Below are 21809 nucleotides of genomic sequence, written 5' to 3'. Positions count from 1 at the left end.
GCGCCATGGTCGACTTTGCTTCCGCGCTCTACCTGGGCCTGGCGCACCCCGCCTCGCGGATCGGCGGCTTTGCGGCGCTGACCACCGGCATGCCGGCCGCGCTGGGCGCGTCGCCGCAAGCCGGGCGGCTGGCGCTGCAGGCCGCGGCGCTGCAGGGCAGCGAGGCGGGCCTGGTGGCGCCATCCACGCTGCACCTGGCGATCGACGTGTTCGACCGGCTGGCCCGCACCCATGTGCTGATCGCCGACGACGCGCTCTACCCGGTCATGCGCTGGGGCCTGGAGCGCGTGGCCGGCCTCGGCACGCCGGTGTCGTGGTTCGCGCATGCCGACCTGGCCGGCATGCTTGCCCGCTTGCGCCGCATGCGCCAGCGCCACCCTGCGCGCGCGCCGGCGGTCATCACCGATGCCACGCGCCGCGAGGGCGCGGTGGTGCCGCTCGCCCGGTATCTCGCACCGGTGGCCGCGTGCGGCGGCGTGCTGGTGGTCGATCACAGCCAGGTGCTCGGCCTGCTGGGCCGGCAGCCTTCTGCGCGCCATCCGTGGGGACACGGCGGCGGCGGCATCCTGCGCTACGCAGGGCTCGGCGCGGCGCAGCCCGTGCTGCTGCTGGCGTCATGGGCCAAGGCCTTCGGTGCGCCGCTGGCCAGCCTGTGCGGCCCCGCCGCGCTGATCGCGGAGATCGCGCGCGACGGCCCGACCCAGTCGCACTGCAGCGCCGCGAGCGAGGCGGCGCTGCTGGCCGGGCTCGATGCGCTGGCCACCAACCGGCGCGAGGGCGACGCGCTGCGGCTGCGCCTGCTGCAGCGCGTGCACCACCTGCGCGCCGGGCTGCACTGGCTCGCGCGGGCGGCCTTGCCGGACCTGCAGGCCACGCTGCCCACGCATCCGATGCAGCAGATCTGGCTCGGCGCACCGGAGCGCACGCTCGCGCTCCACGCCGAGCTGCGCGCGGGCGGATTCCGCACCGCCTTGCTGCGCCGGCCCGAGGGCCGCTACGTACTGGCCGTGATCGTGCGCGCCAGCCACGGGATTGACGAGATCGACGCGCTGCTGGCCACGATGGCCACGCTGGTCCGGCAACTGCCGCCCTGCCGCGCCGTGCCCCACGCACCTTGCCTTGAGGAGCAACAGCATGTTTAAGACCGCAGATGGGGAGATGCTGGATCTCGCGCCATGGCGCATGCGCAGGCTGCTGCGGCTGCTTGCCGACACGCGCCGCTACCCCGCCGGCACGCCGCCGCAGATGCTCGTCAACGACCTGCGGCAGATCGTGGCGCGCGCGCGCCGCGTCAGCACGCAGCCGCGGCTCGGCACGGCGCGCTTCGAAAGCGCCGGGGCGTGCTGCCGCGCCTGCCTGCTCGCGCGGCTGCAGCAAGGCGTGCTGTCGCTGGTTGGCCTGAGCCTTGTGCCAGCGCTGTCGGGAGATCTCCCGGAAGATCTGCCGGCGCGACTGTCCGCGCGTCTGCCGGCGGATCTGTCGGCGGATCTGTCGGGGCATCTGTCCGAGCGCTATCTGCCGAAGGGCTACGCGGATGAGGCCGAGTACAAAATGCCCAAGCGCTCGGTCAACCGCACGCTGGCGTGGCGCCGGTGGCCAAGCCTGATCAACGCGGCGGTCAGCGCCCAGCAGGCATTGCCGCGCAGCGGTGTCTATCTCCTGGAGCGCAACGGCGTGCCGGTCTATGTCGGCAAGTCCCGCGACCTGCGCGGTCGCATGCTGGACCATCGCCTGCACGAACGGCTGCATCGCGACACAGGCCTTGCCGTGTGGGCCGCCGAGGTCCCGCCGGCGGACCTGGACGCCGTCGAACATGCGCTGACCCGCCTGCTCTCCTACTGGGCGCCCAGGACCACCGGCAGGCGCTCCATGCTGGTCAATACGCAGCGCACGGGCTCGGTCTCGGTCGGCGCCGGCGGCGTCGATATCCGCTGCGTGCTGCCGGTGGCCATGTCGGMGCTCGCGCCGCCGGGCAATCACATGTCCCATCCGGCGGACTCCGCGTTCGAGCTGGCGCCATGATCATCGACTTCCACGTCCACGCCGGCCAGGGCGATGGCATGACCGGGCCGTGGGACACCACCGCCCCGCTGGCCGCCTATGCCCGCCGCGCAAGCGAGGCCGGCATCGCGCACTCGGTATTGCTGCCCGTGTTCCAGTCGGACTACGCGCAGGGCAACCGCGACGTGGCCGCGCTCGTGCGCGCCGACCCGCGCCGCTGGACCGGTTTTGCCATGGTGCACGCCGAGCGCGACCGCGAACGGGTCCACCGCATGATCGAGGAGGCGGTGCTGCGCCTGGGCCTGCGCGGCATCAAGGTCCATCGCCACGATGCGCGCATCCACCGGCAGGTCTGCGACGCGGCGCGGCGCTGGCGGCTTCCCGTGCTCTACGACCCCGGCGGCGAGACCGGCGCGCTGAGCCTGCTGGCGCAGACGCATCCGGATGTGCCCTTCGTGTTCGCGCACCTGGGCAGCTTCGCCGACGACTGGGCCGCGCAACGCCAGGTGATCGACCTGATCGCGCGCTACCCGAACCTGTTCGCCGACACGGCGGGCGTGCGCCGCTTCGACCTGCTGGAGGAGGCGCTCGCACGCGCGGGGCCCGGCAAGCTGTTGTTCGGCTCGGACGGGCCCTGGCTGCACCCCGGCCTGGAACTCGCCAAGATCCGTGCGCTGCGGCCGTCGGCCGCGGCCTTCGCGCGCATGGCCGGCGGCAACGCGCTGCGGCTGCTGCGCCGCGCGCCGTTGCCGGCCGCCCGGCTCATTGGCCGCCCTCCACCGGCCGCAGTTGCCGCCGCAACTGCAATGCGCGCGGAGTGACGCGCAGCATCTCCGCCGCGCGCCCCGTGGAGCCCGCGCGGCGCTCGGCCACCTGCACCGCGATGGCCTCGGCGATCTGGCCGATGCTCTTGAGCCCGAGCCCGGCGTCGAGCGCGCCTTCCACGGCCCGGGCAAGCGTCTGCGTCCAGTCGTCCGGCGCGTCGGGCGCGCCACCGTCCGTCGCCTGGCGGTCGAGCGAGCCGGTGCTCAGCACGCCGAAGCCGTGCTGACGGTCGGCCATGCGCAGCACCACATTGCGCAACTCGCGCACATTGCCCTGGTACTCGCGCCGCATCAGCTGGTGCATGACCTCGGGCATCACCTCCGGCACCCCGGCATCCGCTTCGGCCAGGAAATGCCGGACCAGCAAAGGAATGTCCTCGCGCCGCTCGGCCAGGCCCGGCGCGCGCACGGTCCATTGCGTGATGCGGAAGTAGAGATCGCCGCGAAAACGGCCGGCCAGCACCTCGGCCTCGAGATCGCGATTGGTCGCGCAGGTGAGGCGGAAATCCGAACGGCGCCAGTTGTCCTCGCCCACCCGCTTGTACATATGCTCCTGGATCACCCGCAGGAGCCGCGCCTGCAACGACGGCTCGAGCTCGCCGATCTCGTCGAGGAAGAGCGTGCCGCCGTCGGCCAGCGCCACCGCGCCGTCGCGCGCGGCCACCGCATGCGTGAAGGCGCCCTTCGCATGGCCGAACAGTTCGCTGCCCGACAGCTCCGGGCTGAGCGTGGTGCAGTCGACCACCATGAACGGTCCCCGGCGGCGCACGGGATCCAGGTCATGGATCAGGCGCGCCAGCAACTCCTTGCCGCAGCCGCTATGGCCCAGCAGCAGGCAGGCGCCGCGCCCGAAGCGCCCCACCTCCGCCACCGCGCGCAGCGTGCCGCGCCACACCGGCGACTTGCCCACGGCGCGCTTTTGCAGCCAGTCCGAGGACAGGATGGTCTCCATCTCCGCGAGGCGCGCCAGGCGCAACGCGAGTTCGGTCAGCAATGCATCGTCGTCCTCGGCCGCAACCAGGTCGCAGACCGCCGCGGGCCACCACCCCTGCGCCTGGCAATCGCAGCGCGTGCTCGCCGTGCAGCCGGCGATAAAGGCATCGGGCAGCGGAAAGCCGCGCAGCCATTGCTGCGCGGCGGCCGCCACGCGGTCGCCGCGGGCGCGCGCGACGACCACCAGCATGCCCTCGCCCGCGCCCGACACGTCAAGATGGTCGGGCAGGCCGTGTGCGCGCAGCAACTGCGCGGCCTGCCGGGGGTCTTCCTGGTAGAGAACGACACGCATCCCATGGCCCGCGAAGATGGGTTACCGGTCCGGACTCAGGGCAACCGGGCAAAGCGCGCGGCCGGGCCTGCGGCGGCCCGGCAAGAACGCGGCAAGTCGTGACTGGTATCGGCAGAGCGCCGGCTTCGGGATGATGAGGGGGTATCGGAATCGCCCGCCGATGGCGTGGCGGCAGAAGACCGCACGCCGACGCTGCGCGAGGCACGCGGCCTCACGTCCTGGCGCGGGCCGGTAGTCGCCCCCGCATGCCGACGGTGCGGCCAGCGACAGTGCTGGATCCTGCCAGGCGGCGCGGTTCGATACCGCGCGGGCGGCGGCCGGAAGGCCACGGGCGTTCGAGACTGCTGCATCTGCGCCTCCCCAACGACCCGCCGGTTTTTAGTTTTTCCCCATACTAGGCGGCGCCTTGGCGCCAGGCAAATTGAATTTACTTAATCCTGTCATCGCGCTTCTGGCAATTCTTGCCACGGTGATGTGACCGCGAGGCGCCATTCGCCATTGGCCGTTGATGGCACGCGATCGCAGGCCCCGCGCGACGCATCGGCGCCGCGTGCCGGCATAGGCCGGCGCAAATGCCGGGGCGCGCCGCGGCGCGCATCACGCACCATGTCGAGGCGCTTCGCGCGCCCGGCGCCGCGGCGGAATGCAGGCGCCCGCGCCACGGCCTCAGCGCTTGCCGGCGACCAGGTGATAGCCAAGCAACAGGATCACCGCGCCGACCACGGCGCCGATGAAACCGGCCGACTGGCCCGGTCGATACCAGTGCAGGAACTGGCCGAGAAGGGTCGCGGCCAGCGCGCCGGCGATGCCGAGCGCAGCGGTGAGGATGAAGCCGCTGGGGCCACTGCCAGGCGTGATGGCGCGCGCCACGAGGCCGGCAATGAAGCCGATGAGAATGGTCCAGATCAGGTGCATGGGTCAGCAGGCAGGGAAAGGAATGCGCCCCGGGCGGAGCGCATTCCGGAACACCGCATTATTGCGCGGCGGGCTTGGCCGGCGAAGCGGTCTTGCTATGTTTGGTGGCGTGAGTCTTGTTGCTCTTGTGCGCGCTCTTTTCGACCTTGGCCGGCTCCTTGCTTGGTTCGGCGGCCGGAGCGGGGGTCTGGGCGTAAGCGCCCGCTGCGAAGAGTCCAAGGGTCAGGATGGCGAGGACTTTTTTCATTGCGATCTCCAGGTGAGGCGCGCAGCTTGCGCGTTGCCTGTAAAAACGGCCCGCCGCTTTGCCGTGTTGACAGCCTGCCCGCATCCACGTGTAACAGTTCGTATCCGGACCTCGCCGGGCATGCCGGACATCGCTCGCAAGCCGCGCGAGGCGCTCGCGCACCGGCATGGTCCCGATTGCACGTTTCCGACCGCGGGTTCCGGGACGATTGCATTCGACGCTGCGGCATAATGCCCGCCAGACGCGGAACCAAGAAAAACAGCAACACCGACAGGACCATAACCCTCTGATGCGCGCTACCGCCGCCGGCAAGGCCGGCCTCGACTGGACCACGCTTGGCCTGCTGACATTTCCGCCGTTGAGCTGGGCCGGCAACGCCATCGTCGGCCACTACGCCGCCGGCGCCATCCCGCCCATCACGCTGAACTTTGCCCGCTGGGCGCTGGCCGGGCTGCTGCTGGCGCCCGCCGTGTGGCGGGGCTTGCGCGAGCACGCCGCGACCCTGAGGCAGCACGCCGGGGTGATCGCCGCCATGGGCATGCTGTCGGTGTCGGTCTACAACGCCTTGCAGTACCTGGCGCTGACCACGTCGTCGCCGATCAACGTCACCCTGATCGGGGCTTCCGCGCCGATCTTCCTGCTGATCATCGGCGCGCTGTTCTTCCACGAGCGCGTGCGCGGCTGGCATGTGGCGGGCGCCCTGCTCTGCCTGGCCGGCGTGGGCGTGGTGCTGCTGCGCGGAGATCCCGCGCGGCTGGCGCAGCTCGATTTCGTGCCGGGGGACCTGTTCATGCTGGCGGCCACCATCATGTGGAGCGCCTATACCTGGCTGCTGCGCAAGCGGCGCCCCGACCTGCCGCTGGCCGTGCTGCTGTTCGCGCAGATCGTGGCGGGCGTGCTGGCCAGCGCGCCGTTCGCAGCGTGGGAGATGATGGCCGCGCACGCGCCGCTGCAGCTGGACGGCAAGGTGGTCGCCATCCTGCTGTACGTGGCCACGGTGCCGTCGCTGCTCGGCTACTTTGCCTGGGACCGCGCCATCGCGCGCGCCGGCGCGCAATTGCCGGTGTTCTTCTTCACGCTCACACCGGTGTTTGCCGCGCTGATGTCGAGCGCGCTGCTGGGCGACTGGCCGCGCTGGTTCCATGCGGCCGGCCTGGCGGCCATCGTCGGCGGCATCTGGCTCGCCAACCGGCGCTGAGTCGACGGCCGGGCGCCTGCGCCTGGCTTGCCATGCCCGGGCGCGCTACGCGGCCAGCGCCTGCTCCAGCCGGAACACCCCGACCGCCTGCTCCATGCGGTGTGCCTGCTCCTTGAGCGCATCGGCCGCCGCCGCGGCCTGCTCCACCAGCGCGGCGTTCTGCTGCGTGACCTGGTCCATCTGCGTGACGGCCTGGTTGACCTGGGCAATGCCGTTGCTCTGCTCGCGCGAGGCGCTGCTGATCTCGTCCATCATGGTGGTGACGCGCCTGACCGCGTCCACGATGCTGGCCATGGTCGCGGTGGCATCGCCGGCCAGCGCGGAACCCGATTGCACGCGCTGCACGGATTGCGAGATCAGCGCGCGGATCTCCTTTGCCGAGCTGCCCGCGCGCTGGGCCAGGCCGCGCACTTCGGTGGCCACCACGGCGAAGCCGCGGCCGTATTCGCCCGCGCGCGCCGCCTCCACCGCGGCATTGAGCGCGAGGATATTGGTCTGGAAGGCAATCGCGTCGATCACCGCGATGATCTCGACGATGCGCCTCGAATCGGCCTCGATCTCGCCCATGGTCTGCAGCACCCGCCCCACCGAGGCGCCGCCCGTCACGGCGATATCGCGGGCCTCGCCGGCCAGCGCGCTGGCCTGGTCCGCGCTGCTGGCGTTCTGCTGCACGGCGGCCGTGAGCTGCTCCATGCTGGCGGCGGTCTGCTCCAGCGAGGACGCCTGCGCCTCGGTGCGCCGGGACAGGTCCAGGTTGCCCTGGGCGATTTCACCGGCGGCGGCCAGCACGTTCTGCGCACCGGCCTTGGTATCGCCGATCAGCGCGCGCCAGTTTTGCACCAGCGAGAGCAGGTGCCGCTTCACCTCGCTCAGCTCATCGCGGCCATGCACAGCCATGCGCAGCGCCAGGTCGCCCGCGTTGATGCGCTCCACCATCGCGCCCACCTCGCGCACATCCGCGCGCATGCCGCTGCTGAAGCCCGCGAACAGGTAGAACGCCGCGCCCACCGCCAGCAGCGCCACCCCGCCCAGCGCTGCTAGCTCCCGCGTATCGGCGGCGATGCGCTCCTCCAGCATGGCGTGCCCGATCACCGAGAATTCCTTGTTGACCGCCGACACGGCGTTGATGGCGGCGCTGGCCTCGTCGAAGTAGGCCTTGGCATCGATCGCGATGCCGCTGGCACCCAGCATCTTGTCCTTGAGCGTGCGGTAGAACGCGTCCACGGCGGCCAGTTGCGCCTGCGACGCTTCCACGCGCTGGCGATATGCCGGGGCGCCGCGCATGACGCGGCCCATGTCGCGCCGCACGGATTCCAGGCCGTCCTGGATCTGCTCGCCCAGCGCGGCCAGTTCTGCTTGCTGCGCCGCATCGGAGTAACCGCCCTGGCTGATGATGGCAGCCCCCCGGCCGCGCGCCAGCGCGCTCAGCTCCGCCAGCTTGGGCATGGGCCCGACCATCAGGTTGACCAGGTAGTACGAGCCGCTGTCGGGATCGAGCGCGAGCGACGAGCGGTCGGCCACGTCGCCGATAAACAGGCGGATCTGCTTGACCAGCGCGCTGTGCTGCGCGAACAAGGGGCCCGCGGTCCCGTTCAGGCCCGATTCATGCATGGCCTGCCACGCCTGAACGAGCTTTTCCGCATCGGGCGTCACATCGAACCTGCCGCCCGCGCCGGCCTGCTGCCTGAGCGCCGCCAGGTGTGCCGCAGCCTTGGCATCGGCATCGTCGAAGGTGGCGCGAAATGCGGCGTTGCCGGCCAGCACGGCGTTGGCCGCGCCGCGCCTGACCTGCGTCTCGCGCATGAAATCGAGCGCGCGGTCGACGATGGCGAGGCCGCGCAGTTCGTCCTGCGCGGCGCGAATGGACTGTACGGACATGCCCAGCACCGCATAGAGCGTGCCGCACAGCGGGATCAGAAACAGGATGGCAAGCAAGGCAAGCTTGCGGGTGATGTTCAGGCGCGCCATCAGGCGCACTGCGGGAGAGAGAAAAGACGCCACGGAGGTCCCCAGGAATGACACATGCATGCGCCTTGTATCGGCCGCTCCGCAATGTACTGAAGGGCCCTTTTATGGCTTATTTTCGCGCGCACAAGGGTGGGGCCGAAACAGCACGATGACGGTGCAGGATGCCCGCAAAACGGGCGCGAAACAGACATGCGAAGGACGAGACAGGCGGCGCGGACGCGCTGGCCGGCGGCAGGCACGATGCGCTGCGACGGAATCGGAAAACAGGAGAACGAAATAATGCGGACACAAAACGGACGCACGCAGGACGCAATCCGCTCGTAGAAAGGGAGGGGACACGAAATCCGGCGCGCCGCGCCGGCCACGCGGCGCGAAACGCATGAACCAATCCGCGGCAGCGCTGTCTTTCCGTCAGTCACCGCGCACCGCGGTCCTGCGAAAGCAGGCATCCCTAACCTGGAGTCACCGATGTTGAGCCCCCACGAATTTGCCACCTTGCTATTGGTCCGCGATGCGCAGGACTGCCTGCAACTTGACCCCGTGGACCTTGAGACGCTGGTCGAGCACGGACTGGTATCGCTCGAGGAATGTACTTCCGGCCATCGCTGTCCGCGCGTGACGGTGCATGGTTTTGCGGTGCTGAAGGCGGTGGGGTGGCGCGACAGGGTGGGGGGCGCTTCGGAGCGGGTAGGGGCGGCCTGAGGCCCGCCTGCACCGGGCTTGCCGCCCGGCCCGCGGATGCCCGGGCAGCCGCACCCTCCCCCTCAATGAAAGTCCCGGCTGCTCACCATCAGCCGCCCCAGCATCGGACTCAGATCCACCAGCTCCGTCGCCACCAGGTGCCTGACCTCGCCCTGGCGCTGCCAGACCCCGATCACGCCCAGCATGGTCGCGCCCAGCACCTCCTTGCGCTGACGCTCGACCAGGTCTGGCCACAGGATCACATTGACCGAGCCGGTCTCGTCCTCGATCGACGCAAAGATGGTGCCGCTGGCGGTGGATGGCCGCTGGCGCACGGTGACGATGCCGCAGGCGCGCACGCGCCGGCCGTTGCCGTACTGCGCGAGCTGCTGCGCGGTGGCGTATTTCATGGCGTCCAGGCGCGGCCGCAGCAGCGCGAGCGGATGCGACTTCAGTGACAAACCCAGGCTGGCGTAATCGGCGGCCACGTCTTCGCCCAGCCGCGGCGCGGGCAGGACCAGTTCGCTCTCGGGCGGCGGTGCTTCGTAGAGCAGGTCGCGGTGGGCTGCCTGCAGCGCGGCGGCGCGGGCCTGCCAGCGGGCCTGGCGGCGATGCCCGGCCAGGCCGCGGAGCGCATCGGCGGCGGCCAGCACGTCGATGTCGTGGCGGTCCAGGCGGGCGCGCAGCACCAGGTCTTCCACGCTGGCGAAGGGCCGCGCGGCGCGCGCGGTTTCGATGCGCCGCGCGGCCGCCTCGCGCATGCCGCTCACGCGGCCGAGGCCGAGCCGCACCGCCGGCTGCGCGTGGGTTGCCGCCTCATGCTCGAGCGTGCTCTCCCAGCCGCTCACCGTCACGTCCACCGGGTGCGTGCGCACATCGTGGCGGCGCGCGTCCTGCACCAGTTGCGAGGGCGAGTAGAAGCCCATCGGCTGGCTGTTGAGCAGCGCGCACAGGAAGGCGGCCGGATGATGGCACTTGATCCACGCGCTGATATACACCAGCTTGGCAAAGCTGGCGGCATGGCTTTCCGGGAAGCCGTACTCGCCGAAGCCTTCGATCTGCTTGCAGATGGCCAGCGCGAAGGCTTCGGGATACCCGTTGGCGGTCAGCGCCCTGACCAGCTTGTCCTGGTGCTTGCGCAGGTCGCCCTTGCGCCGCCACGCCGCCATCGAGCGGCGCAGCTGGTCGGCCTCGCCGGGCGAGAAGCCGGCCGCGTCGATGGCCAGCTGCATCACCTGCTCCTGGAAGATCGGCACGCCCAGGGTGCGGCCCAGCACGTTCTCGATGACTTTGTCGTGGTACACCGGCGGCTGGCCGGTGCGCCGCACCAGCTCGCGCCGCTTCAGGTAGGGATGCACCATGCCGCCCTGGATCGGGCCGGGCCGCACGATGGCCACTTCCACCACCAGGTCATAGAAGGTGCGCGGCTGCAGGCGCGGCAGCATCGACTGCTGCGCGCGCGACTCCACCTGGAACACGCCGATGGTGTCGGCCGCGCAGATCATGTCGTAGGTCTTCCCATCATCGCGAGGAATGTCCGCCATGCTGCGAGGCGCGCCGGGGAAACCGCCGATCATCTCCAGCGCGCGCCGGATCGCCGACAGCATGCCCAGCGCCAGCACGTCCATCTTGAGCAGGCCGAGCGACTCGAGATCGTCCTTGTCCCACTGGATCACGCTGCGGTCCGCCATGGCCGCGTTCTCGATCGGCACCAGCCGCGACAGCTTGTGCCGCGCGATCACGAAGCCGCCCACGTGCTGCGACAGGTGGCGCGGAAAACCGCGCAGCTGCGTGGTCAGGCTGGCCCACTGCCGCACCGCCAGGGACTCGGGATCCAGCCCGTACTGGGCGATGCGCTCGAGAAATCCCCTGCCGCCGTCCCACCACGCCTGGCCCTTGACCACCTGCTCGACCACGCTGGCATCGATGCCCAGCGCGCGGCCCACGTCGCGCAGCGCGCTGCGCGAGCGGTAGGTGATCAGCGATGCCGCCAGCGCGGCGCGGTCCCGGCTGTATTTCTCGTAGATGTACTGGATGACTTCTTCGCGCCGCTGGTGCTCGAAGTCGACATCGATATCGGGCGGCTCGTCACGCTCGCGCGAGAGGAAGCGGCCGAACAGCATATTGGCGTCGGCCGGATGGACCTCGGTGATGAACAGGCAATAGCAGACCAGCGAATTGGCCGCCGAGCCGCGCCCCTGGCACAGGATGCCTTCGCCGCGCGCGAAACGCACGATGTCGTGCACGGTGAGGAAGAACGACTCGTACTGCTTCTCGCGGATCAGGGCGAACTCTTGCGTCAACTGCGTTTCCCACCTGGGTTCGAGTCCGCCGGGAAAGCGCAGCTTCACGCCTTTCATGGTCTCGCTGTACAGGTAGCCAAACGGCGTCAGGGCAGCGGGCACCAGTTCTTCCGGATATTCGTAGCGCAGCGTATCCAGCGAGAAATCGCACAGGCCGGCGATGCGCAGCGTCTGCGCCAGCGCATCGCGCGGGTACAGCCGCGACAGCCGCTGGCGCATGCGCAGGTGCTGCTCGGCATTGGGCGCCAGCGCCATGCCGCATCCGGCCAGCGTCTGCCCGGTGCGGATCGCGCTCAGCACGTCCGACAGCGGCTTGCGCGAGCGCACATGCATGGTCACCGCGCCCGCCGCCGCCAGCGGCACGCCGGCCTGCGCGGCGGCATCCTCCAGCCGCAGCCGGTGCAGGGCATCGGCATGGCCCTGCAATTGCTCGAGCGCGATCCAGGCGCGCGCGCCGAAGACCTGCCGCATCCACTGCGCCTGCCGCAGCAGCGCCTGCGGCTCGGGGCAATACGCGGGCAGCAGCAGCGCCACGCAATCGGGCATGCCGCGCAGGTGGGCCTGCTCCGCCTGCGGCGCGGCGATGTCTTCCGGGTGCAGGCAATAGGCGCCCTTCCCCGCGCGCCGGCGGCCCAGCGTGATGAACTCGCAGAGATTGCCGAAGCCTTCGCGGTCCTGCGCCAGCAGCACCAGCCGCAGCGCCGGCTCGCCATCGTGGCCGGTGAGCGTGAAGCGGCTGCCGATCAGCAGGCGGAACTCCTGCGCGGCGGCGGCCACGGCGGATAGCTTTTCATGGCGGAGCAGGCGCGCTTCGGCGGCCTCGCCGGGGCCCGCGGCGACCGCGGCATCCAGCCAGGCGCCCTGCGCGCCTGGCTCGCTGCTTTCGCCCTCCTGCGCTTCTTCCGCGGCCAGGGCCTCCAGGTCATCTTCGCCTTCCTCGTCCTCGCCCGCATCCAGGCCGGCGGCCAGCCGCGCCGCGCTGCGCGCGAGCGCGTCGCTGGTGCGCTCGCGCAGATCCTTGAGCGCCTGGTGCGCGCGCGCCGTGCCGGCCACCGAGCATTCGTCGGTCAGCGCCAGGCCGCCATAGCCCAGCGCGAACGCGCGCTCGATCAGCTCCACCGGGTGCGAGGCCCCTTCGAGGAAGGTGAAGTTCGAGATGCAGTGCAGCTCCACATAGTCGGGCAAGGCCGGCAGCAGCGCCGAGAGCGCGGCCGGCAAGGCGGAAAACGAAGGAGCGGCAGGCTGGCTGGACATGATGGAGGCGGACGGGAAGCAACGATGCGAAACTGGAATGCGAACAGGGAATGCAAATAGGGAACGCGAAATAGGAAATGCGGGGGCCTGGGGGCCGTTCCGGTTTCAGAACAACCCGTGGAGGAACCAGCGGTACTCGCCGCCCTCCTCCCGCCCCGGGCGCTGGCGATAGACCCAGCAGCGCAGGCCGTCGGCGCGCTCGGCGACGAAGTAATCGCGCGTGGCCAGCGCGTCGTCCCACCAGCCGGACTCGATGCGCTCGGGCCGCGACAGCAGCGCCAGCGGCCCGCCGTGGCAAGGCCGGTGGCGCTGCACGGTCAGTGGCAGCGGCTGCGCCAGCAGCCAGGGCGGGCGCTCGGGCCAGGCCTGCGTGCCCGCCCCCTGCGCGCGCGCGGGCATCTCGTCCACGGGGCACCAGCGGCTGGCGCGCTCGGGCCGGTGGTCCGCCAGCGGCTGCGGCTGCAGTACGTTCTCGCGGCCCAGGCGCGCCATCAGCGTATCGAGCAGGCGGCCCAGCTCGGCCGGCGTGCCGCCCGGCTCGGGAAACAGCGACTCGCTCTGCGGCAGGTACGCCTGCATGGCCTCCACCACCAGCATCAGTCCCACCGCCGGCACGGTGAACTGCACCCTGTCCAGCCGCTCCTGCAGCAGCCGGGACAAATGCGCCGGATCGCGGCTGGGCTCGGCCAGGCTCACCGTCACCGGCGTGGCCGGGGTCTCGCAGCCCAGGCGGTAACGCTCATGCTCGAGCCGCAGCACCACGCGCGTCACGCCGGCCTGTTGCACCGCCAGCCAGCCGCCCAGCGCCAGCAGCAGGCGCTGCGCGCCCGCCATCACGCCCTGGACGGATTCGGTGCGGCCCGGCAGCTCCATGCGCTGCGCGAAGGCGGGCGGCGCGCCGAACCAGGCAAAGCGCACCGGCACCTCGCCGTAGGCCTGGTCCAGCCGTACCAGCAAGTCCGCGCCGAGGCGGCGCCGCAGGCCGGCGCGCGGCAGGCGGCGCACCTCGCCCACGGTGCGGCAGCCGATGCCGTCCAGCCAGCCCTCGTCGGCCACGCCATGCAGCATCCCCACCGGCAGCCGGTCCAGCAGCCGTGCCATGCGCGCCGGCTGCAGCGCGCGCCGCGCCGGGCGCACCATGGCGCCGCGCCGGTCGCGCCTGAACGGCTGCGCCGCCAGCCACGCCGCGCCGAAGGCGCTCGGCGCGCAGCCAAGCTGCAGGAACGCCCCCAGCCGGCGCACCCGCGCATACACGGCGCGGCACAGCGTGCGATGCCCGCCGAACAGCCGCACGCTGGCGCCGGCATCGATCATCACCGTGGCCGCGTCGGGGTCCGGGTGCAAGGCCACATGCGGCGAGAAATGCAACAGCGCCAGCGCCAGCGCCGTCATCAGCTGCGCCTCCGCCGCCGGCTCGCGCTCGAGCTGCACCACCTGCGCCGACAAGGCCTGCACCCCGCCGCGCCGCATGCCGGCCTGCACGCCCAGCGCCGCCGCCGGCCCGTTGGCCAGCACCACGCGCTCGCGCTCCACCACCGCCACCGGCACGCTGTGATGCAGCAGGCCGGGAACGGCAGCGGCCGCGGCAGGCTCAGGCCAGTTCGGCTGCAGCGCGTCCAGCGACAGGCGCGGCAGATGCACCGCGATCCAGTACGACATGGGCTTGCTCTCCCGCAATAGCCTGGGAAACCGGCGATGGCGCAACCTCCGCAGGCAAGGTCCGCGGCGCGCACGGACGGCCCGGCACCGCCATCATCTCGTCGAGCGGCAGCACCAGCGGCTGCTCGCGCACCGGCCCGCGCCGCTTGTGAAAGGTGATCGACATCGCATTGCCCGGCGCCGGCGCCAGCAGCAGCCGCAGCACCGCCGGCGACGACTCGTGCAGCACGCCGGCCGGCCGGCACGCCCATACCGCCGCGTCGCCGGCCTGCGCCAGCACCTGCAGGCGGCGCAGCGCCTCGGGACGCGCCGCGGGCAGCCATACCACCACCGCGCCGAAGGCCTGGCTGCGCAGCACCTGCTCCGCCGCCCACAACACATCGGCCTGCGCCGCGGCCTTGCCCGCGCCGGCCGGCGCGCGCATCCAGAACACCTGCCGGGCCGGCAAACCCCAGCTGGCCAGGCACGTTGCATTGGGCAGGTGCGGCGGCCCCACCAGCGCCAGGCGGCGCTGCCCCGCCGCCAGCGCCACCAGGGCCGGCCGCAGCAGGCGCAGCTCGCCCACGCCGGGCTCGGCCAGCAGCAGCTCCGTCAGCGCCCCCAGCGGCCAGCCGCCGCCCGGCAACTCAGCCGACAGCGCGGCATGTCCAGTCTCCACCGCCGGCACGCTACCCGCCTGCCCCGCCCGGCCGAGCTGCCCCGCGCGCCACAGGCCGGGATAGCGCCGCTCGAGCGCATCCAGCGCCTCCTGGCGGCCCCCCGCGGGTGCCGGCGCCAAGGAAGAAACGCCCGGCAAGCCGGGCGAGTCGGTCTGAAGATGGGGTGTCATGTGACGCTTGCGGCCTTACCCCGAGGGACAAGGCGAGATTTCCGATTACTGTATATTTATACAGTATCACGGTTGGGCGCAAGGGTGAAGCGGGAGGGTCGGGGACGGTGCGCGGGAACGACGCCGGAAGGGGCAGAGAAGGCGCAAGGAAAGAGCACGGAAAGCCTGCCCCGAGGCGCGCGCGGGCCGGCCGGCAAGACATATCGGGACGCCCCGGCACGCCGTGCCCTGCAGTTGCAGTTGCAGTTGCAGTTGCAACTGCAGTCGCTCAGTTCACCCGGTATCGCTTCACCATGTCCCAGTCCAGCTCGATGCCGAAGCCCGGGCCTTGCGGGATCGCCATGATGCCGTCCTTGATGCGCGGCGGGTTGGCCCACATGCCGGGGAAGATCGGATCGCGGTCCGGGTCGGGGAAGCACTCGACGCAGATCCCGTGCGGCATGGCGCCCAGCATGTGCGAGGCGATCTGCGGCTCTTCGTGGTGCGCCATGCGCACGCCGGCCAGCGCGCAGGCCGCGGCGGCGCGGCGCCATTCGGTGATGCCGCCGCCTTCCGAGGCGTCGAAATTGACGATGTCCACCGCGCCGGCGTCCAGCAGGCGGCGCACGCCGGCCGCGCTGACTTCGCTCTGGCCTGCGTTGATGGGGATCGAGGTGGCCTGGCGCACCGCCGCCATGCCGCGCACATCGTCATGCCAGTGGCAGGGTTCCTCGAACCATGCGATGTCGTACGGCTCGACCAGGCGGGCGAAGCGCGTTGCCTCCGCCACGCTCCAGCCGCGGTTGGCATCCACCGCGAGCAGGAAGTCCGGGCCGCCGCCTTCGCGTGCGTACTTCACCCGCTCGGCGTCTTCCTCGGGCGTTGCCCCGCCCACTTTCACCTTGCAGCCGGCCATGCCGACCGACCTCAGCCACGCCATCTCGCCGGCCAGGTCGGCAGGCGTCTTGCCCGGCAGGTAGTAGCCGGCGATGGCGATGATGGGGATTTCCTGGCGGTAGCCGCCCATCAGGCGGCACACATTGACGCCGAGCGCCTTGCCGGCCAGATCCCAGACGGCCGAATCCACGCAGGCGATCGCGTTCATGACCAGCGGCCGGTCCGGCGCCTTGATGGTCAGGCGGAACAGCTTCTCCCAGATGCGTTCGCAGGCATGCACGGACTCGCCGACCAGCAGCGGCGCCATGTCCTGCTCGATCATGCGGGCGATCTCGGGGCCGTGTTCGCGGGGGTCGCCGTTGTACACCTCGCTGACCAGCCCCGAGCTGGTATGGATGCGGGTGATCACGGTGGCGCGGCTGTCGACCTTGTACGAGCTGCCGGAGAACACCTTGTTGAGCGGGATGCGGACGGCAATGGCCTCTACGCGTTCGATCTTCATGGTTGCGGATTCCTGTGGTCTTGCGGTTGGATGGGCGTGCGGGCCAGGCTCAGTCGATGGTGGCGCCCGAGCGCTTGACGATGGCAGACCACTTGACGCTCTCTGACTGGATGTAGGCGCCCAGGGCCTCGGGGGTGGAGCCCACCGGCACGATGCCGTCGAACATGAAGCGCTTGCGCAGGTCGGAGTTCTTGATCAGGGCCGCGATCTCGCCGCTGAGCTTGTCGACGATGGGGCGCGGCGCCAGCAGCGCGTACCAGACGTTGGATTCGTAGCCGGGCACGCCCGCCTCGGCGATGGTGGGCACGTTGGGCATCGAAGCCGCGCGCTGCGCCGTCGACACCGCGAGCACGCGCAGCTTGCCGGCCTTGATCTGCTGCGACGCGACGCCGTAGCTGGCGAACATCGCGCTGACCTGCCCGGCCAGCAGCGCCGGCATGGCGGGCCCCGTGCCCTTGAACGGCACATGGACCATGTCGAGCCCGGCCATGGATTTCAGGAGCTCCATCGACAGGTGCGGGCCGCTGCCGTTGCCGGACGAGCCGTAGGTGTACTTGCCGGGATTCGCCTTGACCAGCTTGATGAATTCCGCCAGGTTCTTCGCCGGCACGGAGGGATGCACGACCAGGAAGTACGGCGCGGAGGCCAGCAGCGAGACCGGCTCGAAATCCTTGATCGGGTCGTAGGGCAGTTTGCGGTACAGGCTCTGGTTGACGGCGAGCTGCGAGGTCAGCGCAAGCGCCAGCGTATAGCCGTCGGCAGGCGCCTTGGCGACCATGTCCATGCCGATATTGCCGTTGGCGCCGCCATGGTTGTCCACGATGATGCGCTGGCCCATGCGCTCGGACATGTACAAGGTCAGCGGCCGCGCGACGGTATCGCCGCCCCCGCCCACCGGATAGGGCACCACCACGCGCACGGGGCGGTTCGGATAGGTGTCGGCCTGCGCTGGCGCCGCCGCGGCGGCGCCCATGCAGAGCAGCGCCAGCGCGCCTGCGCGCCCCAGTAACCTGGCAATTCGGTTCATGACTGTGTCTCCTGTCTGTTTTCTGTTATCTGTTATCTGTTGACTGCTGTCTTTGCAGGCATGGTCGCCTTCAGTCCAGCCAGCCGCTTGCCCGGGTCTCGCCAAGGAAGCGCTCCACGATCTGCGGGGCAAGCCCGACATAGGTGGCGGGATCGAGCAGCGCATTGAGCGCCGCCGGTTCGAGCGCCGCCCGGATGGCCGGATCGCGCGACAGTGCCTGCTCGAAGGTGATGCCGCTTTCCATGCCCAGCATGGCGGCGGCGTAGACCAGTTCGTGCGCGCTCTGCTTGCCGACCTTGTCGGCCAGCGCGAACATCACGCGCTCGGACATCAGGAAGCCGCCGAGCAGGTCGAGGTTGGCGCGCATACGCGCGGCGTTCACGGTGAGGCCGGACAGCGCGTAGTGCATCATCTGCAGCATGGCCGCCGCCATCATGCAGCCCTCGGGCACGGCCTTCCATTCCATGCGCACGGCCGCCACGTCGCGCTCATGCTCGGCCATCTGGGCGTCGTGCATCATCGCCACGCTGTAGCGGATAGCGCGGCTGAGCGTCACCACGGTCTCCACCACGGCGGGATTGCGCTTGTGCGGCATGGTGGACGAGCCGACCTTGCCTTCGCTGAACGGCTCGGCCAGCTCGCCGATCTCGTCGCCCTCGAGGTTCATGATCTCGTTGGCGATCTTGCCCAGCGTGGCGCCGATCAGGCCGAGCACGCTCACGTACTCGCCCAGGCGGTCGCGCGCGGGCTGCCAACTGATCGGCGCCACGCCCAGTCCGAGGCGCGCCATCAGCCGCGTCTCCAGCTCGCCGGCCTGCTCGCCGAACGAGGCCTGCGTGCCGACCGCGCCCACCATCTGGCCCACGAAGGTGCGCTGCTCCAGGCCGCGCATGCGCTCGTGGTGGCGGCCGAGTTCCGACAGCCAGATCGCGCATTTGTGGCCGAAGGTGATCGGCAAGGCCTGCACGGCATGCGTGCGCCCGGCCATCGGCGTGTGCTTGTGCTCGTCGGCAAGGCGGTACAGCTCGCGCGACACGGCGCCCAGGTCGCGCATCAGGATGCCGTGGGCCTGCCGCACCTGAAGCATCATGCCGGTGTCGTAGACGTCCTGGGAAGTCGGCCCGAAATGCACGAACTCGCCCAGCCCGCCGGCGCATTGCCGCTGCAGGGCGCGCACCGCCGGCACCAGCGGGTGCTTTACGCGGCGGGTTTCGGCAGCGAGCGCGGGCAGGTCGATGTCCGCCACCCGCGCCCGGGCGCCGATCTCGGCGGCCGCCGCGGCGGGGATGATGCCGAGTTCCGCCTGCGCGGCCGCCAGCGCGGCTTCGAAATCGAACCACTTCTGCACGCGGTTCTCCTCCGAGAACACGGCCCGCATCTCATCGGTGCTCCACATGTGCTGCTGGAGGGACTGGTCGAACACACTGCTGGTCATCGCGGAAGCCTTTTTCGCCTGAGGGGTTACAGCCATTCTCGGCCGCCGGCTTCTTTCTGTAAAATGACATGTTCGTAGACAATCATTGCCAAAATGGCATGATATGACCCTCCAACAACTACGTTGCCTGCAGGCAGTCATTGCCAGCCAGCTCAGCGTCTCCCGCGCCGCGGACGCCCTGCACACCACCCAGCCGGCAGTCAGCAAGCTGATCCGCTCACTGGAGAGCGAGATTGGCGTGGAGCTGTTCGTGCGCCGTGGCAACCGGCTGGTGAGCCTGACCGATGCGGGACAGGAAGCGGCGGCGCTGTCGCGGCGCGTGCTCAACGACACCCGCGCGCTGAACGGGCTGGCCGGCGCCGGGCAGGCGGGCGGCGGCAGCGGCACGCTGCGCGTGGGCACCACGCACATCCATGCGCGCTATGGCCTGCTCGACGCCATCCGCCGCTTCAGCACCGCGTACCCGGCGGTCAACCTGGAACTGCTGCAGGGCCACCCCGCGCAGATCCTGCAGTGGGTCAGCGAGAACGCGGTGGACCTGGGCATCTCCACGCTGCCGGACGTCACGCCGGAGGGCATCATCTCGGTCGAGGCCTACCCCATCCCGCGCTGCCTGATCGTGCCGCGCCGCCATGCGCTGCTGAAGCTGGCGCGCGTGACCATCGAAGACATCGCGCGCTACCCGCTGGTGACCTACGACGAGCACTTCAATTCGGGATGGGTGGTGATGCGCGAGTTCCAGCGCCGGGGGCTGTCGCCGCGCGTGGTGGTGCGCGCGACCGACGCCAATGTGATCAAGGCCTATGTCGCCGCCGGCCTGGGCGTGGCCGTGGTCCAGCAGATGGCGGTGGAGCCGCGGCGCGACACCGATCTCGCGGTAATCGATACCGCGGACCTGTTCCCGCCGTCGATGGCGGCAGTCAGCCTGCGGGCCGACCAGTACGTGCGCGGCTATATGCAGGATTTCATCGACATGATCGCGCCGCGATAGCGGTTGGCGGCAGACGGCAGACGGCAGGGGGCGAGCGGTGCGCCCGCCGCCTGCCCCGGGCCGCCTCAGTCCAGCGCCTGCCCCGGCCGGAACCCGTCGCGCAGTTCACGCTTGAGCACCTTGCCGATCGCGCTGCGCGGCAGCACGTCCACCAGTTCCACCACGGCCAGGCGCTGGGTCTTGCCGACCTGATCGTTGGTCCAGTCCATCAGCGCCCCGGCCGATGCCGCGGGGGCTGCCGCGCCGTCGCGCAGCACCACGAAGGCCACCGGTGTCTCGCCCCAGCGTTGCGAGGGCACGCCCACGACCGCGCAGTCGGCCACGGCGGGGTGCTTCTGCAGGATGCCTTCGAGATCGCTGGGATAGATGTTGAAGCCGCCGCTGATGATCATGTCCTTCTTGCGGTCCATCAGCGTGAGGAAGCCGTCCTGGTCGAAACGGCCGACGTCCCCCGTGCGGATGAACAGCTTGCCCGCGGCGTCGTGCCAGTGGGCGGCGGCGGTCTTCTCGGGCTGCTTGTGGTAACCGGCCATGATGGCGTTGGAACTGCCGACCACTTCGCCGATCTCGCCCACCGCGACTTCCTTGCCGTCGTCGTCGATCAGGCGGATATCGTGGCCTTCCATGGGGCGGCCCACGGTATGGAGCTTGTCCGGGAATTCGTGCGCGGCCAGCACGCAGCTGCCGCCGCCCTCGGTCATGCCGTAGTACTCGACCAGGCCGCCCGGCCAGCGCTTGAGCACATCGGCCTTGAGCGCCGCGCTCAGCGGCGCGCTGGTGGAGAACTTCATGCGGTACGAGGACAGGTCGTAGCTGTCGAAGTCGGGGCGCGCCATCAAGCGCTGGTATTGCACCGGCACCAGCATGCTGTGCGTGACGCGGTGCCGCGCGGCCAGCTCCAGGTAGCGCTGCGCATCGAACTTCGGCATCAGCACCGCGGTGCCGCCCAGCGCCAGCGTGGGAATGAAGCTCACCAGGGTGGTGTTGGAATAGAGCGGCGTGGAGATCAGCGTGACGGCGTCGGGGCCGTAGCCACCGCTTTCCTGCACGCGGCGAATCTGGTTCCAGCGCAGCGCGTGGGCATGCACGATGCCCTTGGGCGTGCCGGTGGTGCCGGACGAGTAGATGATGTTGAACACCTGCTCCGGGTCCAGCGGGTGCTCCTGCGGCCGGCTGCCCTCGGGCGCGAGCCAGGCCTCGAACGACTGGCCGGCCGGCGCACCGGCCAGGCCCACCAGCGGCACCCCGATGCCGTCCTTCACCGGCGCGAGCTCGCGCAGGACATCCGCGTCCACGAACAGCACCCGGGCATCGGAGTCAGCCACCATGCCGGCCAGGCTGGCCGGCGTGGACGACGGCGCCAGCGGCACCAGCGCCACGCCCGCGCGCAGGCCGCCGATCAGCAGCGCCGCGTACTCCGCCGACGCCGCCGCGCAGATGGCCAGCGCCGCGCCGGGCCGCAAGCCGTCACGCTGCAGGGCGGCGGCGACCCGGTCGGCCAGCGCATCGAATTCCGCGTAGGTGAGCGAGCGGCGGTTGTCGATCACCGCCGTGTGGCCGGGCCGCTCGGCGGCGTGCAGCCGCACGCAGTCCGCCAGGTTGCCAATCGGCTGCGCAAGAAGTTCTGTGATGCCCATGGGAAATTCCTGTCTCCATCTGGTGCCGCGATCGGTTCCGCCGGATGCGGCGGCCGTCGCGAACGGATTGTGATCGGGAACGGCAATACGCCGCACCGTCCGGCAAATCCCGCCGCCGAGCTGCGGCCGGACCGGAGGATTCTCGCACGGACGCGACGTTCGGGTGCGGTGGGCCCG

Annotated in this window: 17 protein-coding genes; 6 read left to right on the top strand and 11 right to left on the bottom strand. The window is 70.6% G+C overall.

The genetic code is table 11. From position 1 onward, the window contains the following. Window positions 1–5: 5 nt before the first annotated feature. Genes AB4Z48_RS12360 through AB4Z48_RS12350 form a run of 3 tightly spaced genes read left to right on the top strand, consistent with a single transcriptional unit; the run spans window position 6 to window position 2822 of the window. Entirely contained in the window at window positions 6–1142 is a 1137-nt protein-coding gene (locus tag AB4Z48_RS12360) for an aminotransferase class I/II-fold pyridoxal phosphate-dependent enzyme (protein WP_441614224.1), read from the top strand. Beyond that, complete coding sequence (locus AB4Z48_RS12355) at window positions 1135–2022, top strand: GIY-YIG nuclease family protein (protein ID WP_441614223.1); 888 nt, start codon at window positions 1135–1137, stop codon at window positions 2020–2022. Before AB4Z48_RS12360 ends, AB4Z48_RS12355 begins: the two co-directional genes overlap by 8 nt. Beyond that, a complete protein-coding gene (locus AB4Z48_RS12350) occupies window positions 2019–2822 on the top strand; it encodes an amidohydrolase family protein (RefSeq protein ID WP_441614222.1) in 804 nt (267 codons plus the stop codon). The genes AB4Z48_RS12355 and AB4Z48_RS12350 overlap by 4 nt, the downstream gene beginning before the upstream one ends. Here the strand turns inward: AB4Z48_RS12350 and AB4Z48_RS12345 are convergent. The 3 genes from AB4Z48_RS12345 to AB4Z48_RS12335 all read right to left on the bottom strand — a co-directional run bounded on the left by AB4Z48_RS12345 (window position 2764) and on the right by AB4Z48_RS12335 (window position 5272). Next, entirely contained in the window at window positions 2764–4110 is a 1347-nt protein-coding gene (locus AB4Z48_RS12345) for a sigma 54-interacting transcriptional regulator (RefSeq protein ID WP_441614221.1), read from the bottom strand. The two genes, AB4Z48_RS12350 and AB4Z48_RS12345, sit on opposite strands and share 59 nt — an antisense overlap. A gap of 666 nt (window positions 4111–4776) precedes the next feature. Then, window positions 4777–5025 carry a GlsB/YeaQ/YmgE family stress response membrane protein gene (locus tag AB4Z48_RS12340; RefSeq protein ID WP_441614220.1) on the bottom strand — a complete coding sequence of 83 codons (249 nt, stop codon included), beginning with the start codon at window positions 5023–5025 and terminating at the stop codon, window positions 4777–4779. Window positions 5026–5083: 58 nt separating this feature from the next. Then, window positions 5084–5272, bottom strand: a complete 189-nt coding sequence (locus tag AB4Z48_RS12335; RefSeq protein WP_441614219.1) for a hypothetical protein — start codon at window positions 5270–5272, stop codon at window positions 5084–5086. Between the two features lie 289 nt (window positions 5273–5561). Between AB4Z48_RS12335 and AB4Z48_RS12330 the strand changes: the two genes are divergently transcribed. Then, complete coding sequence (locus AB4Z48_RS12330; protein WP_441614218.1) at window positions 5562–6470, top strand: DMT family transporter; 909 nt, start codon at window positions 5562–5564, stop codon at window positions 6468–6470. A gap of 45 nt (window positions 6471–6515) precedes the next feature. On the opposite strand, the gene AB4Z48_RS12325 is transcribed toward AB4Z48_RS12330, so the two are convergent. After that, window positions 6516–8498: a methyl-accepting chemotaxis protein gene (locus AB4Z48_RS12325; RefSeq protein WP_441614217.1), complete on the bottom strand. Its 1983-nt coding sequence runs from the start codon at window positions 8496–8498 to the stop codon at window positions 6516–6518. Window positions 8499–8906: 408 nt separating this feature from the next. Between AB4Z48_RS12325 and AB4Z48_RS12320 the strand changes: the two genes are divergently transcribed. Continuing rightward, window positions 8907–9140: a hypothetical protein gene (locus AB4Z48_RS12320; protein WP_441614216.1), complete on the top strand. Its 234-nt coding sequence runs from the start codon at window positions 8907–8909 to the stop codon at window positions 9138–9140. Between the two features lie 62 nt (window positions 9141–9202). On the opposite strand, the gene AB4Z48_RS12315 is transcribed toward AB4Z48_RS12320, so the two are convergent. From AB4Z48_RS12315 to purB, 6 genes are all read right to left on the bottom strand, one after another. Continuing rightward, window positions 9203–12676: an error-prone DNA polymerase gene (locus tag AB4Z48_RS12315; RefSeq protein WP_441614215.1), complete on the bottom strand. Its 3474-nt coding sequence runs from the start codon at window positions 12674–12676 to the stop codon at window positions 9203–9205. A gap of 105 nt (window positions 12677–12781) precedes the next feature. Further along, the gene (locus tag AB4Z48_RS12310) at window positions 12782–14335 is read right to left on the bottom strand and encodes a Y-family DNA polymerase (RefSeq protein WP_441614214.1); all 1554 of its coding nucleotides are present in this window, start codon (window positions 14333–14335) and stop codon (window positions 12782–12784) included. Then, window positions 14268–15164 carry a translesion DNA synthesis-associated protein ImuA gene (gene imuA / locus AB4Z48_RS12305; protein WP_441614213.1) on the bottom strand — a complete coding sequence of 299 codons (897 nt, stop codon included), beginning with the start codon at window positions 15162–15164 and terminating at the stop codon, window positions 14268–14270. Before imuA ends, AB4Z48_RS12310 begins: the two co-directional genes overlap by 68 nt. A gap of 268 nt (window positions 15165–15432) precedes the next feature. Continuing rightward, window positions 15433–16542, bottom strand: coding sequence for a mandelate racemase/muconate lactonizing enzyme family protein (locus AB4Z48_RS12300; RefSeq protein WP_441614212.1), 1110 nt, complete (start codon window positions 16540–16542; stop codon window positions 15433–15435). A gap of 49 nt (window positions 16543–16591) precedes the next feature. Next, window positions 16592–17569, bottom strand: a complete 978-nt coding sequence (locus tag AB4Z48_RS12295) for a tripartite tricarboxylate transporter substrate binding protein (RefSeq protein WP_441614211.1) — start codon at window positions 17567–17569, stop codon at window positions 16592–16594. Between the two features lie 70 nt (window positions 17570–17639). Then, the gene (gene purB, locus AB4Z48_RS12290; protein WP_441614210.1) at window positions 17640–19004 is read right to left on the bottom strand and encodes an adenylosuccinate lyase; all 1365 of its coding nucleotides are present in this window, start codon (window positions 19002–19004) and stop codon (window positions 17640–17642) included. A 103-nt stretch (window positions 19005–19107) separates the two neighbouring features. Here purB and AB4Z48_RS12285 point away from each other — a divergent pair, with 103 nt between their 5' ends. Beyond that, a complete protein-coding gene (locus AB4Z48_RS12285; protein WP_441614209.1) occupies window positions 19108–19995 on the top strand; it encodes a LysR substrate-binding domain-containing protein in 888 nt (295 codons plus the stop codon). A gap of 65 nt (window positions 19996–20060) precedes the next feature. Here the strand turns inward: AB4Z48_RS12285 and AB4Z48_RS12280 are convergent, their stop codons facing one another. Further along, window positions 20061–21632, bottom strand: a complete 1572-nt coding sequence (locus tag AB4Z48_RS12280; protein ID WP_441614208.1) for a class I adenylate-forming enzyme family protein — start codon at window positions 21630–21632, stop codon at window positions 20061–20063. Window positions 21633–21809: the final 177 nt, after the last annotated feature.

Origin of the sequence: Cupriavidus sp. 2TAF22 (assembly GCF_052115045.1) — a bacterium.
GTDB lineage: Bacteria > Pseudomonadota > Gammaproteobacteria > Burkholderiales > Burkholderiaceae > Cupriavidus.
Note: the sequence above shows the minus strand (reverse complement) of the source record. Positions and strands in the feature narration are given on the sequence as shown.

What these genes read in the sequence shown, in the direction of transcription:
- AB4Z48_RS12280 (WP_441614208.1), bottom strand. Translation starts at nt 21,632, where the DNA reads ATGGGCATCACAGAACTTCTTGCGCAGCCGATTGGCAACCTGGCGGAC.
- AB4Z48_RS12340 (WP_441614220.1), bottom strand. Translation starts at nt 5,025, where the DNA reads ATGCACCTGATCTGGACCATTCTCATCGGCTTCATTGCCGGCCTCGTG.
- AB4Z48_RS12320 (WP_441614216.1), top strand. Translation starts at nt 8,907, where the DNA reads ATGTTGAGCCCCCACGAATTTGCCACCTTGCTATTGGTCCGCGATGCG.
- AB4Z48_RS12285 (WP_441614209.1), top strand. Translation starts at nt 19,108, where the DNA reads ATGACCCTCCAACAACTACGTTGCCTGCAGGCAGTCATTGCCAGCCAG.
- AB4Z48_RS12350 (WP_441614222.1), top strand. Translation starts at nt 2,019, where the DNA reads ATGATCATCGACTTCCACGTCCACGCCGGCCAGGGCGATGGCATGACC.
- AB4Z48_RS12295 (WP_441614211.1), bottom strand. Translation starts at nt 17,569, where the DNA reads ATGAACCGAATTGCCAGGTTACTGGGGCGCGCAGGCGCGCTGGCGCTG.
- AB4Z48_RS12310 (WP_441614214.1), bottom strand. Translation starts at nt 14,335, where the DNA reads ATGTCGTACTGGATCGCGGTGCATCTGCCGCGCCTGTCGCTGGACGCG.
- AB4Z48_RS12345 (WP_441614221.1), bottom strand. Translation starts at nt 4,110, where the DNA reads ATGCGTGTCGTTCTCTACCAGGAAGACCCCCGGCAGGCCGCGCAGTTG.
- AB4Z48_RS12360 (WP_441614224.1), top strand. Translation starts at nt 6, where the DNA reads ATGGTCGACTTTGCTTCCGCGCTCTACCTGGGCCTGGCGCACCCCGCC.
- AB4Z48_RS12300 (WP_441614212.1), bottom strand. Translation starts at nt 16,542, where the DNA reads ATGAAGATCGAACGCGTAGAGGCCATTGCCGTCCGCATCCCGCTCAAC.
- imuA (WP_441614213.1), bottom strand. Translation starts at nt 15,164, where the DNA reads ATGACACCCCATCTTCAGACCGACTCGCCCGGCTTGCCGGGCGTTTCT.
- AB4Z48_RS12325 (WP_441614217.1), bottom strand. Translation starts at nt 8,498, where the DNA reads ATGCATGTGTCATTCCTGGGGACCTCCGTGGCGTCTTTTCTCTCTCCC.
- AB4Z48_RS12315 (WP_441614215.1), bottom strand. Translation starts at nt 12,676, where the DNA reads ATGTCCAGCCAGCCTGCCGCTCCTTCGTTTTCCGCCTTGCCGGCCGCG.
- AB4Z48_RS12330 (WP_441614218.1), top strand. Translation starts at nt 5,562, where the DNA reads ATGCGCGCTACCGCCGCCGGCAAGGCCGGCCTCGACTGGACCACGCTT.
- purB (WP_441614210.1), bottom strand. Translation starts at nt 19,004, where the DNA reads ATGACCAGCAGTGTGTTCGACCAGTCCCTCCAGCAGCACATGTGGAGC.
- AB4Z48_RS12335 (WP_441614219.1), bottom strand. Translation starts at nt 5,272, where the DNA reads ATGAAAAAAGTCCTCGCCATCCTGACCCTTGGACTCTTCGCAGCGGGC.